Annotated in this window: 11 protein-coding genes and 1 pseudogene; 9 read left to right on the top strand and 3 right to left on the bottom strand. The window is 33.8% G+C overall.

Annotated features, from left to right (window positions below; translation table 11 throughout):
* Positions 1-171 precede the first annotated feature (171 nt).
* From ACVWY7_RS08230 to ACVWY7_RS08205, 6 genes and pseudogenes are all read left to right on the top strand, one after another.
* Positions 172-1,119: a sugar-binding transcriptional regulator gene (locus ACVWY7_RS08230; RefSeq protein ID WP_000356561.1), complete on the top strand. Its 948-nt coding sequence runs from the start codon at positions 172-174 to the stop codon at positions 1,117-1,119.
* Positions 1,120-1,426: 307 nt separating this feature from the next.
* Positions 1,427-2,098, top strand: coding sequence for a deoxyribose-phosphate aldolase (deoC, locus tag ACVWY7_RS08225; RefSeq protein ID WP_001017435.1), 672 nt, complete (start codon positions 1,427-1,429; stop codon positions 2,096-2,098).
* Positions 2,099-2,200: 102 nt separating this feature from the next.
* A complete protein-coding gene (locus tag ACVWY7_RS08220) occupies positions 2,201-3,382 on the top strand; it encodes a NupC/NupG family nucleoside CNT transporter (protein ID WP_000876181.1) in 1,182 nt (393 codons plus the stop codon).
* A 36-nt stretch (positions 3,383-3,418) separates the two neighbouring features.
* On the top strand, positions 3,419-4,720 hold the full coding sequence (locus ACVWY7_RS08215) for a pyrimidine-nucleoside phosphorylase (protein WP_001995447.1): 1,302 nt from the start codon (positions 3,419-3,421) through the stop codon (positions 4,718-4,720).
* 33 nt (positions 4,721-4,753) lie between these two features.
* A complete protein-coding gene (locus ACVWY7_RS08210) occupies positions 4,754-5,149 on the top strand; it encodes a cytidine deaminase (RefSeq protein ID WP_000358541.1) in 396 nt (131 codons plus the stop codon).
* 62 nt (positions 5,150-5,211) lie between these two features.
* Positions 5,212-5,406: pseudogene (locus ACVWY7_RS08205) on the top strand (CcdC protein domain-containing protein); the annotation flags it as partial.
* A gap of 47 nt (positions 5,407-5,453) precedes the next feature.
* Here ACVWY7_RS08205 and ACVWY7_RS08200 read toward each other — a convergent pair.
* From ACVWY7_RS08200 to ACVWY7_RS08190, 3 genes are all read right to left on the bottom strand, one after another.
* Entirely contained in the window at positions 5,454-5,684 is a 231-nt protein-coding gene (locus ACVWY7_RS08200) for a DUF896 domain-containing protein (RefSeq protein ID WP_000789781.1), read from the bottom strand.
* 306 nt (positions 5,685-5,990) lie between these two features.
* Entirely contained in the window at positions 5,991-6,707 is a 717-nt protein-coding gene (locus tag ACVWY7_RS08195; protein WP_000493099.1) for an urease accessory protein UreH domain-containing protein, read from the bottom strand.
* A gap of 15 nt (positions 6,708-6,722) precedes the next feature.
* The gene (locus ACVWY7_RS08190; protein WP_000683833.1) at positions 6,723-7,706 is read right to left on the bottom strand and encodes a F510_1955 family glycosylhydrolase; all 984 of its coding nucleotides are present in this window, start codon (positions 7,704-7,706) and stop codon (positions 6,723-6,725) included.
* A gap of 220 nt (positions 7,707-7,926) precedes the next feature.
* Between ACVWY7_RS08190 and ACVWY7_RS08185 the strand changes: the two genes are divergently transcribed.
* The 3 genes from ACVWY7_RS08185 (at position 7,927) to ACVWY7_RS08175 (ending at position 13,283) form a co-directional block, all read left to right on the top strand.
* A complete protein-coding gene (locus ACVWY7_RS08185) occupies positions 7,927-9,210 on the top strand; it encodes an aminopeptidase P family protein (protein ID WP_073522879.1) in 1,284 nt (427 codons plus the stop codon).
* Positions 9,211-9,327: 117 nt separating this feature from the next.
* Entirely contained in the window at positions 9,328-10,983 is a 1,656-nt protein-coding gene (locus ACVWY7_RS08180) for a multicopper oxidase family protein (RefSeq protein WP_073522881.1), read from the top strand.
* A gap of 605 nt (positions 10,984-11,588) precedes the next feature.
* Entirely contained in the window at positions 11,589-13,283 is a 1,695-nt protein-coding gene (locus ACVWY7_RS08175; protein WP_073522883.1) for an SH3 domain-containing protein, read from the top strand.
* The last annotated feature ends 56 nt before the right edge of the window (positions 13,284-13,339 follow it).

Genomic DNA, 13,339 nt, shown 5'->3' with positions numbered 1-13,339 from the left:
TGATAATCAGTAGGGGAGGGACAAAATCCCCATTGATTAAATTTTTATTGTATATACTAAGCGGAGTAGAAGTTCAGGTATATAAAATTCAGTAGTCGAAATTTCTTGCATAAAGCTGTATAATGCTTGTAACGAAAAGGAAATACAGGAAAGGATATGTAATGAGTTACTATGGATAAAGATAAACAACAATTAAGCGTTGAAGTGGCAAGGTTATATTATCAATCAGATTATAGTCAGCAAGAAATTGCAAATAAATTAAATATTTCAAGACCGACAATTTCTAGGTTATTAAAGTATGCGAAAGAAAAAGGATTTGTTCAAATTAGTATAGCTGATCCATTTGCTGATTTAGATAACGTTGGGAATTTACTGAAAGAAAAATATAACTTGTTAGAGGCACATGTCGTATTTTCTCCAGTGCCAGAATATGCAACGATTACAGAGTATATAAGTAAATATGCAGCTGAGTATATGGAAAAGACGGTTAAAAACGGTGATATCGTTGGGGTAAGTTGGGGAATGACGATGTATGAAATCGCTAGAAAGATCGTACCGCAACATGTAAAAGGTGTAGAAGTTGTCCAGCTAAAAGGCGGTATTAGTCATTCGAGTGTAAATACATATGCGAATGAGACGATAGCTTTATTTGCAGATGCTTTTCAAACGACGCCAAGAAATCTACCGCTTCCAGTTATATTTGATAATGCAGTGACAAAAGAATTAGTAGAGCAGGATCGACATATTCATCACATTATCGAAATGGGGAAACAAGCGAATATTGCAATTTTCACTGTAGGAACAGTGCGAGACGAAGCGCTATTATTCCGATTAGGTTATTTCGATAAAGATGAAAAGAGTTTACTCAAAAAACAATCGGTCGGTGACATTTGTTCACGTTTCTTTGATGGAGACGGAAATATTAGTAGCGAAGAGATTAATCAGCGGACAATTGGAATTGAGTTAGAGGAACTGAAATTAAAGAAACGTTCTATTTTAGTTGCTGGTGGTAATAGAAAAATAAAAGCAATTGATGGAGCGTTACGTGGCGGATATGCAAATGTATTAATTATCGATCAGCATACAGCAAAGGAATTGTTACATTATCAAAAAGGTTAGAAATAAAAGGCTTTCTCAAGATATTAATTTTGAGAAAGCCTTTTATTTTGTTATGTATGAATTATGGGGTGCTTTTTGAATACAAATTGCCTTTTTTAAAATAATTATGGATATTGAGATACATACTACCAATGTTAATATAAAAGTTTTGATTTTAAATAGGAAGTGTTTCTTAGTTAGAATGAGCTTTATTTACTACAAGAAAATTCCCTTTTTAAAAAGAATGAACAAAATTTCAAAAGTGTATTTACATTTGTTCAACTAAGAGTTAGAATGAAGTTGTTAAAAGATATGAGGAGTGAAGATAATGAACATTGCAAAGTTAATTGACCATACAATTTTAAAAGCTAATACTACTAAAGAAGATGTTATGAAAATAATCGAAGAAGCAAAGGAATATAAATTCGCTTCTGTTTGTATTAATCCTACATGGGTAAAGCTAGCTGCTGAAGAATTAGCTGGACATGATGTAGATGTTTGTACTGTAATCGGTTTCCCATTAGGAGCAAGCACGACTGAAACAAAAGCATTTGAAACAAAAGATGCGATCGCAAAAGGTGCAACTGAAGTTGATATGGTAATCAACGTAGGCGCTTTAAAAGATGGCGATAACGAACTTGTTGAAAAAGACATTTATGAAGTAGTACAAGCAGCAAAAGGAAAAGCTCTTGTAAAAGTAATTATTGAAACTTGCCTATTAACAGATGAAGAGAAAGTACGCGCTTGTGAATTATCAGTAAAAGCTGGTGCCGATTTCGTAAAAACTTCAACTGGATTCTCAACTGGCGGAGCAACTGCTGAAGATATCGCATTAATGCGTAAAACAGTTGGACCAAACGTTGGTGTAAAAGCATCTGGTGGTGTTCGTACACGTGAAGATGCAGAAAAAATGGTAGCTGCTGGAGCTTCTCGCGTTGGAGCAAGTGCTAGTGTTGCAATCGTACTAAATGATGCAAAAGGTGCTACAGATAACTACTAATCATTAATGAAGTCAAAAGCAATAGATACACAAAGTAAAGTGTATCTATTGCTTTAACAATTAAAAGAAATGTAAGCGGATACGAATGGGAGGAGACGGCTTATGAAATACTTAATCGGTGTTTTTGGCCTCGTATTGATTTTAGGTATCGCTTGGCTTGCTAGTAATGATAGAAAGAAAGTCAAATATCGCCCAATCATAACGATGGTTATATTACAATTCATTTTGGGGTTTCTATTATTAAATACAAGTGTCGGGAATATATTAATTAGCGGAATAGCAGATGGTTTTGGAGAGCTGTTAAAATATGCCGCTGACGGTGTGAATTTCGTATTTGGGGGATTAGTAAATCAAAAAGAGTTTTCATTCTTTTTAGGTGTATTAATGCCAATTGTATTTATTTCAGCTTTAATCGGTATTTTACAGCACATTAAAGTATTACCTATTATTGTGAAATCTATCGGTCTAGCATTAAGTAAAGTAAATGGAATGGGGAAACTAGAATCATATAATGCTGTTGCTTCCGCGATTTTAGGACAATCTGAAGTGTTTATTTCAGTTAAGAAGCAACTAGGGTTATTGCCAGAGAAAAGAATGTATACATTATGTGCATCTGCAATGTCTACCGTTTCCATGTCTATCGTTGGATCATACATGGTCTTATTAAAACCGCAATATGTTGTAACCGCTTTAGTGCTTAACCTATTCGGTGGTTTTATTATTGCTTCTATTATTAATCCTTATGAAGTTACGGAAGAAGAAGATATGTTAGAAGTACAAGAGGAAGAGAAAAAGACTTTCTTTGAAGTATTAGGGGAATACATTATTGATGGATTTAAAGTTGCGATTACAGTAGCAGCTATGTTAATTGGTTTCGTTGCTCTTATCGCATTCATTAATGCCGTATTTAAAGGTGTAATCGGTATTTCATTCCAAGAAATTCTCGGTTATGCATTTGCACCATTTGCATTTATTATGGGTGTACCTTGGCATGAAGCAGTTAATGCCGGAAATATTATGGCAACAAAATTAGTATCGAATGAATTTGTCGCTATGACAGATTTAGCACAAGGAAACTTTAATTTCTCAGATAGAACGACAGCGATTATATCTGTATTCTTAGTTTCATTTGCAAACTTCTCTTCAATTGGAATTATTGCAGGGGCAGTTAAGAGTTTAAATGAAAAGCAAGGGAATGTAGTCGCAAGATTTGGTTTGAAATTACTTTTCGGTGCAACATTAGTAAGCTTCTTATCAGCAACAATCGTAGGCTTATTATTTTAATAGATTCATATCATATAAAAAGGAATGGTGATTGTAATGAGAATGGTAGATATTATTGCGAAAAAACGTGACGGTAAAGAATTAACAACTGAAGAAATCAAATTCTTTATTAATGGTTATACAGACGGAAGTATTCCTGATTATCAAGTAAGTGCACTTGCAATGGCAATCTTCTTTAAAGATATGACAGATCGCGAACGTGCAGATTTAACGATGGCAATGGTGGAGTCTGGAGAAACAATCGACTTATCTGCAATTGAAGGAATTAAAGTAGACAAACATTCAACTGGTGGTGTTGGTGATACAACAACATTAGTATTAGGGCCATTAGTAGCTGCTTTAGATGTACCAGTAGCAAAAATGTCTGGTCGTGGTTTAGGACATACGGGCGGAACAATTGATAAATTAGAAGCAGTAGAAGGATTCCACGTTGAAATTACGAAAGAGCAGTTCATTGATATTGTAAACCGTGACAAAGTAGCTGTTATCGGACAAACAGGAAACTTAACACCTGCAGATAAAAAGATTTATGCATTACGCGATGTAACAGGAACTGTTAACTCAATTCCTCTAATTGCAAGTTCAATTATGAGTAAAAAAATTGCAGCTGGTGCTGACGCAATCGTACTTGATGTAAAAACAGGTGCTGGCGCGTTTATGAAAACAGAAGAAGATGCAAAAGAATTAGCACATGCAATGGTACGTATCGGAAATAATGTAGGACGTCAAACTATGGCTGTTATTTCAGATATGTCACAACCACTTGGTTTTGCAATTGGTAACGCTCTAGAAGTGAAAGAAGCGATTGATACGTTAAAAGGTGAAGGTCCAGAAGATTTAACAGAATTAGTACTTGTATTAGGAAGTCAGATGGTTGTACTTGCGAAAAAGGCAAATACATTAGAAGAAGCGCGTGAAATGTTAATTGAAGTGATGAAGAACGGAAAAGCAACTGAGAAGTTTAAAGAGTTCTTAAACAATCAAGGCGGAGATAGCTCAATTGTAGACAATCCAGAAAAAATGCCACAGGCGAAGTATGTAATTGATGTACCTGCTAAAACTTCAGGTGTTATTTCTAACATTGTTGCAGATGAAATCGGTATCGCAGCTATGCTACTTGGTGCTGGCCGTGCAACAAAAGAAGATGAAATTGATTTAGCAGTAGGATTAATGTTACGTAAAAAGGTTGGCGATGCAGTAAAAGAAGGCGAGCCATTCGTAACGATTTATGCAAATCGCGAAAATGTAGAAGATGTAAAAGCAAAAATTTACGAAAACATTTCTATCGCTGAAACAGCAGTGGCTCCTAAATTAGTTCATACGGTTATTACTGACTAATCATAATTACACTTACTTTGAGGGGGAAATAATATGGATAAGAAAAAATATATTGAAGAAGCAAATAAGATGTTATCAAAAGCATATATTCCGTATTCAAAATTTCCTGTTGGGGCGGCATTAGTTACGAAAGAAGGTAAAATCTATACTGGTTGTAATATAGAAAATGCTTCTTATGGTTTATGTAACTGTGCAGAAAGAACAGCAATCTTTAAAGCAGTATCAGAAGGTGAGCGCGACTTTAGTTACTTAGTTATTACAGGAGAAACGGAGGGACCAATTTCACCATGTGGTGCTTGTAGACAAGTAATTGCTGAATTCTGTGATCCGAAAATGCCTGTATTACTAACGAATGTAAAAGGCGATGAAAAAGAAGTGACTGTTGAGCAGTTACTGCCTGGTGCTTTTACAAATGACGATTTAAAATAAGTTAAAAGCCATTTTGCAATTACTAATTGCAAAATGGCTTTTTGTTTGGAACATACAATGTAATATTTACTTTAGTTGGGCTATTGGCTGTACGAGTAGCATTGAAATCATATTTAAACCAATTGATTGATTTGGCACAGTTAAGTAGAATGTTTTTCTTACTCGCATTTGCGATGAGTATGTCGTGGTGAATTGCGATGTATCGTTCGTATGCTAAATTAGAAAAAACAATAAAAAGAGCTGGAATTTCTATATAGGAAATCCAGCTCTTTTTATGTTTTATTGAAACTTTTTTGCGCGGAACTCATTTGCTTAATTTTAAACGTATTTGAGCATCTTGTAATGCAGCTGGTGTAACGTTAAGACCATTTTGATCAACAATTTTTGTGTTTAATAAAATGGAATCTAAGCTTCCACGAAATGTTTGTGTATAGTTTTGATGCAACATTTGTTGTTCTTGTTTTTCATCAACTGTTAATCCAGTTGCTTTTTCTTTTTTTGATAATTCGTTAATACGGAATAAAATGTTTTTCATTTATTTCACCTCTAGTTAGATTTAATTACATTAGCTACTTACTAATGTATAGTTATTGTAACCTATCTTTTAACAAGTGTCAATGCCTATAAAATGCCTTGTTTTGTAATTGTATGGAGTGAGAGAAGATGTAAATGACTACTAATACTTGAAATAGAAAAGATGTTAATATACAATACCGTAGTAAGGTATATAAAGTTCGTTATTTTACATTATGAAAGTAATAAGCAAAAAGGTATGCAGAAGAGTTAAATATAATTTTAAAAAGGTAAGTTCACATGAGTTGAACTTACCTTTTTATATGTACTACCAATAAAGAGCAGCATCATAAAGCCCGATTAAAATGAGTAAGATACCGGCTATACGTTGAATGCTTTTTCCTATTTTTCGACTCTTTTTAAGTAGTGCTCCATTTAATCCAAGATAGGAGATGATAAACATGAATATAACGATAGGGAGAGCCGTTCCTACCGAAAAGAATGACGGAAACAAGTACCCGTACGTATATGATAAAGATAAAGGGATTAACGTTCCAAAAAATAGAACAAACATAGTCGGACAGAAAGCTAAGGAAAAGAAGAATCCGAGTAAAAATGAACCAACTTCATTTTGGTTTCGTATAAATTTGATCGAGAAGAAATATCTTCCTTTTATAATACCTGACAACAGTAGCCCCATTAAAACTAATAAAGGTCCCATCATTTTTCGTAACCATGGGAAATACAAAGTCAATATTTGCTGAATCTCTTTTCCTAAAAACCATACTAATAATCCAAGTGTAGTAAAAGCTATTATTTTTCCTAAAATGAATAACAGTATATGCTTCCATGCATATCTCTTTTGTAAAGATTGATTTCCATAAAGTGTAATAGCACTAATGTTTCCTGTTAATTGGCAAGGAGCAAGTGTACCTACAATGCCTAATAAAAATGCAAATAAAAGAGGTACTGATTTCGTAGCATTCGCGACATCTATTAAAGGAGACATGAGTTGATAGCTCCATTCACTAATTGTTGAAAACACGTTATATTCACCTTTCTAATTAAATTGTAATGTTCCCTCTTTAGTAAGTTGCTTCCACGTTTTACCCTCATCTGTAGAGAGGAACACATTTGCTTTCATTGTAGCAAATACGATTTCAGCTGCATTTTGAGGATTTTGCGATATATACATAATTGCATCTTTAGAATCTAAAAGTGGAATTTGTATGTTTGTTTCTTCATTTGTTGCAATTGATTTCTTCGTTACGATTTGCGTATTGATAGGGGCGTAAATAACATCTTCATTACTTAATGTAACTGCGGTCGATTCAAGTGATTTAGAAAATAGTTCAAACGTATTCCCATAATCCGTAGATAAATATACACCGTCTTTAGTACTTACCGCCACTACACTAGATTGATCCGGATGTACGGAAAAGGAATGAACCGTACTTGAAAGACCTTTTAACTTACTATTTTTCCAATCTTGTCCGTTGTTCGTACTGAAATAAAAACCTTGTTGTAATTTAGAATTTGGACGCTCATTGTATAAATAAATTGCTTCCGTATTATATCCGACAGCGAGGTTATGAAAATCAGATTCTCCGTAAAACGCTAGCTTTTCAAGGGTATTACCGCCATCAGAACTTTTCATTAATCCTAAAGGGTTCTTTAAATTTGCACCTGGTTCAGGATGACCGCTGGCAAAAAATCCATTTTTCGTTGCTTGAAAGCCCATATAATCGTGTAGCTGTGTAGCAGTTTCTAACCATTTTCCATTTTGATAAACTTTTATACCACTGTGAGTGGCGATAGAAACCCCCGGCACATTTCCTACATAGCCAATTCCGTGAATGTGTTCGATTTTTCCAGATGTAATTTCTTTATAGAAGTTTTGCGGAGTCGTATTTACTGTTTCTGTATTTTTTTGCTGAGATTGCATCGTTTCTTTCTTTACTGTTGTTGTTTCGACGTTGCTAGAACATCCTGAAATGATTAATAAAGAAGTAATTGCTATCGCTGTTGCCACATAATGCTTCAAATTTGTAGGCTCCTTTCCTATATATAAGATTTTAAGTATATGGAATAAATGTCAAGAAATTGTGGAGTGGTATGCAAAATGTAGATTGGAAGGGCACTAGTAATGAGGATTTTTCTTTCTCTATGAGCACTATTAATTGACGAAAAATTATAACAATAATAAAATGAATTGATTAGATAATTAGTTTTTGAATCATACATAGAAAGCTAGGGGGATTATTATGAAATCAACATTTTTTGCTCAAAATAGAGAACGACTAGTAAACACATTACCAGATGAATCTATTACTATTTTATTTGCTGGACAAGCACCTCATATGTCAGCGGATGCACATTATAAATTTGTGCCGAATCGAAATTTTTACTATGTAACAGGAATCGATGAACCAAATGTTATTTTCATGTTGAAGAAGTTTGGAAATAGTGTTGAAGAAACACTTTTCATTGAAAAGTCAGATCCAGTAATGGAAAAATGGGTCGGAAAAACAGTTTCTAACGAAGAAGCAGAGAAAATTTCAGGTATAAAAAAAGTTATATATTTAGATAGCTTTGAAAAAACAATGTCAAATATACTTTTTACAGAAAATGTAAAACATCTATATTTAGATTTAGAGTGTCGTGAGTGGAAAGGTACGGAGACAAAAACATTAGCATTTGCTAAACATGTAAGAGAACAATATCCACACGTAACAATTGGTAATGTATATCCGAACATTTGTGAATTGCGAGTATTTAAAACAGATGAAGAGATTGAAATTATTAAAGGAGCAATTGCTGTAACGAAAGACGGTATTTACAACGTACTTAAGCATGCAAAAGCAGACATGATGGAATATGAATTAGAAGCTCAGTTTGATTTCACACTGAAGTCATCTGGCATTAAGCATCATGCGTTCAATACAATTTTGGCAAGTGGGAAAAATGCTACAGTTCTTCATTATGAAGATAATGATGCACAAATTCAAAATGGTGATTTAGTATTACTAGATTTAGGCGCTCAAAAAGACTACTATAACGCTGATATTAGTTATACATTCCCGGCAAATGGAACATTCTCTAGTCGCCAAAAACAAATTTATAATATTGTATTAAAAGCATTAAAAGAAACAACAGAGATTATTAAGCCAGGTTTGAAGTTCGCTGCATTAAATGAACATGCTAAAAAAGTACTCGCAGAAGGGTGTAAAGCAGTTGGTTTAATTCAAGAAGATGAGGAACTGTCTAAATATTATTATCATGGAGTCAGCCATTTTCTTGGTTTAGATACGCATGATGTAGGTACATACAAAGATAGAGTTTTAGAAGAAGGTATGGTTATTACAATTGAACCTGGTCTTTATATTGAAGAAGAATCAATTGGTATTCGTATTGAAGATGATATTCTTGTAACGAAAGACGGACATGAAAACTTGTCAAAAGATATCATTAGAGAAGTTGAAGAGATTGAAGAGTTTATGAGAGAAAATAATGTGAATGTAAAACAAGATGAGGTTGTTACGAAATAATAATCAGGAAAGGCGCTCAATTTTGGGCGTCCTTTTATTTTGCCCATTTTAAATCTCCTTATTTTCTTGAAAATCATCTTCTAGAATGATTTTGAAAAAGAAAAGGAGGGATTTTCCATGATGCGATATATATTAACAGCGGTTACAGTCTCAGTAATATTTTTAATTGCTGCATGTTCTGTGACGACAAATACAACAAATGACCATAAAAATAGGAATGATAAAAAAACTAAACAAACTGAAACGGCTACAAAACCATTGGAAATTGTTAAGGGACCAGAAGTTACTTTAATAGCGAAAGAAGAAAAGCAAAAATTAAGTAACGGTGTTATTGTTCCGGTCTGGACATTTAATGGCTCATCTCCTGGTCCGGAAATTCGGGTAAAAAAAGGTGAAAAGGTGAAAGTGACATTAAAAAATGAACTATCTGCACCAGTATCTATTCACTGGCATGGGTATCCTGTCCCAAATGACATGGATGGAATTCCAGGTGTGACGCAAGATGCAGTCGAACCAGGAAAAAGTTTCACTTACGAATTTGAAGCGAACGTACTAGGAACGTACTGGTATCATTCACATCAAGATTCTGTAAATCAATTAGATAGAGGATTATATGGTGCTTTCGTTGTAGAAGATACAAATGAAAAGTATGATAAAGATTACACATTAATGTTAGATGAATGGATAACGGATAAAGAAGAGATGAATAAACAGTTAAAAGAAATGACAAAAGAAAAAACAGAAAAAGCAGACGGTAATAAATCTAGTAAGGGTAATGAAAATACGAAAAAGAATGATGATAAGAACAGCACGGATCATTCTGGTATGGACATGGACAGTGATAAAAAAGACTCTGGCAATATGGCAGGAATGGACCATGGAAATATGAAGATGGAAGGTCATGATATGAGTATGTATGATTTATTCACAATCAACGGAAAAAGTGGTGATTTAGTAGCGCCATTGAAAGTGAATAAGGGAGATAAAGTTCGTCTTCGACTCGTTAATGCCGGTTATCTATCACATAATATACATGTTCACGGTCATGACATTAAAGTGATTGCAACAGATGGTCAACCAATAAACGACCCAAAAGTTATAAAGGATAAAGTAATTTCAATCGCACCGGGTGAACGTTATGATGTTGAGTTTACTGCTAATAATCCTGGAAAATGGTATGTTGAAGACCATTCAGAAAATAAAGGTGCAAAAGGAATGAAGGCTATTATTGAATATGATGGTAGCAAAGAGATGAAAGATATAGCAGATGAAAAAGAAAAATTATCGAAATTAGATATGACGAAATATGGTGCTAAAAAATTAGGTGGTTTCACGTTAAATCAGCAGTATACTGCCACATATAATATGGACTTAAATACGCAAATGAATGGAAATGAAATGGTATATACAATTAACGGGAAGGTGTTTCCGGATATTGACCCAGTTCAAGTGAAAAAGGATGATTTAGTAAAAGTGAAATTGGTAAATCGTTCTAAAATGGATGATCACCCAATGCATTTACATGGTCACTTCTTCCAGGTGTTGAGTAAAGATGGAAAACCGGTAGAAGGTTCTCCAATTGTAAAAGATACATTGAACTTAAAACCGGGAGAAGAATATGAAGTAGCCTTTGTAGCAGACAATCCGGGTGAGTGGATGTTTCATTGTCATGATTTACATCATGCTTCAGCAGGGATGGTAACGGAAGTGAAATATAAAGATTATAAATCTGATTATGTTCCAAACCCAAACATTCCTAATAAGCCAGAATAATATGAAAAACATGTAGTTTATTAATGATGTAAAGCAGTTATCTTTAATAGGTGGCTGCTTTTATATGTCATGTTGTGAATTAGGAATATTATTTTTATAAAAATTCAGATAATAAGAGGGGACTATCCTGTAGAAAGAGTTTACAAGGAGGGAAGGTTTTTTATTATTTAAGAATTAAAAACATAGTAGTTTTTGATTAGAAGTGAATAAATGTAATGTATTATATTGTAGTTCCACAAGTCGGAATACTTATATTTGACCTTTCTTTTATTTTATACTACAATTCGTAGTGTGAAAGGAGAAATGAGATATTCAAGCGAAAGTATGAGTTAAATGAAGAAGGATTAAATTATGATTTTTTTAGATATTTTTTTGTTAATTAAAACTACAATGTGTAGTGTTTAGTTGAAAGAATGAGATGGTTTTCAAAGTGTAATGAATTTAACTTTCCTTTATCATTAGATATAGATGATGGAAAATAAATAAAAATTCAATATGGATAATAAAAGGATACTTTTGCTGAATAGTTAGAACGAAAAGAAATGAAAGTCAATATAAAAATATAATGATAATCGAATGTTTTTATAGGAAGGTGTTTTGTATTTATGAAAAAGATTTTAGCTAGTGTAGCAGTAGCTTCTGTTACAGGAAGTGTATTTATTAGTACTGCTCAAGCGAAAAATACCGTTATACAAAAAGAAGCAAAGCATGAGAAACCTACTGATGTAGTAAAATATGAAAATCAAGTCACAGTAAATACAAATGCTTTACGTGTCCGCACACAACCAAATACGTCTAGTACAATAATGGGACGCGTGTATGAAGGAGAAGTTTTACAAGTTATTGGAGAAGAAAACAGTTGGCTGAAAATTAATCATAAAGGAAAAACTGGCTATGTAAGTAGTGAATTTGTTTCGGAAAATAGTGTATCAGCGAAGACGAATGTAAGCATGAGTCGTAGTAAAACTGTAATTGCTAATGTATTACGTGTTCGCACACAGCCAAATACGTCTAGTGCAATAATGGGGCGCGTGTATGAAGGGAAAGCTTTACAAGTTATTGGAGAAGAAAACGGTTGGTTGAAAATTAAACATAATGGAAAAGTAGGTTATGTAAGCAGTCAATTTGTAATAGACGGTACCTCAAATGGAAGTGACAAGAACAATGGAAAAGTTCAAGTAGCGAGTGGGAATTACAAAGTTAATGTATCTTCCCTCCGCGTGCGTACAGGTCCAAGTACTTCCCATACGATTTTAGGCTCTGTACATAAAGGGCAAATTGTTCAAGTAACTGGTGAAGTTCAAGATTGGGTCAAAATTAACTATAGTGGACAAACTGCTTATATTAGTAAAGATTACATTTCAAAGAATGATTTTAATGCAAATGTAGACCAAACGAATGAACAACAAAAGAATATTACGGTTCAAACTGACGGTACATATATTGTAGACGCTACTTCTTTACGTGTGCGTACAGGCCCTGCTACTTACCATAGTGTAATTGGTGGTGTATTAAACGGACGAATATTGCAAGTAACTGGCGTTGAAAATGGTTGGTTGAAAATTAATCATAATGGAAGAACTGGTTATGTAAGTAGTGAATATGTAAAATTCGTAAAAGGAAATACGCCATCAAAACCTGAAACTAGTAATCCGTCTACTGGAGCAACAGTTGGTGACTACTATGTTAACGTAAACGTGTTAAATGTAAGAAGCGGCGCTGGTACAAATCATGGTGTAATCGGTGCATTATCAAAAGGAATAAAAGTACAGGTTCTATTTGAACAAAATGGCTGGGGGAAAATTAATTACAACGGTAAAAATGGTTATGTATCAAGTAAATTTTTATCAAAAACAAGTGAGACTGATGCAGAGAAGCAGCGGCAATCCCAGGAGGTAAATAAAACAAATGACTTTATTCAACCAGCTGCAGGAAGATATACTTCTAGATTTGAAAAACGTGGTGGGAAAATGCATCACGGATTAGATATTGCTGCTTCAGGTACAGTGCCGGTTGTTGCTGCTGCAGAGGGTGTAATCACTCGCTCTTATTATTCTACAAGCTATGGTAATGTTGTGTTTATTTCTCACAATATTAATGGACAAACATATACGACTGTATATGCTCATTTAAAGAGCCGTTCTGTTTCTGCTGGTCAAAAAGTGAAGCAAGGGCAACAACTTGGCATAATGGGGAATACAGGACAATCTGAAGGACAGCACTTACATTTTGAAATTCATAAAGGTGAATGGAATGCACAGAAGAGCAATGCTATGGATCCAAAAATATATATTGGTTAATTGAAAATTTATTATTTCAACATGAAATTGTATATCTTCTTAAGCAAAGAGAATTT

This window comes from Bacillus sp. TE9106W, assembly GCF_054062215.1.
This window is presented reverse-complemented; position numbering and strand designations above follow the sequence as displayed.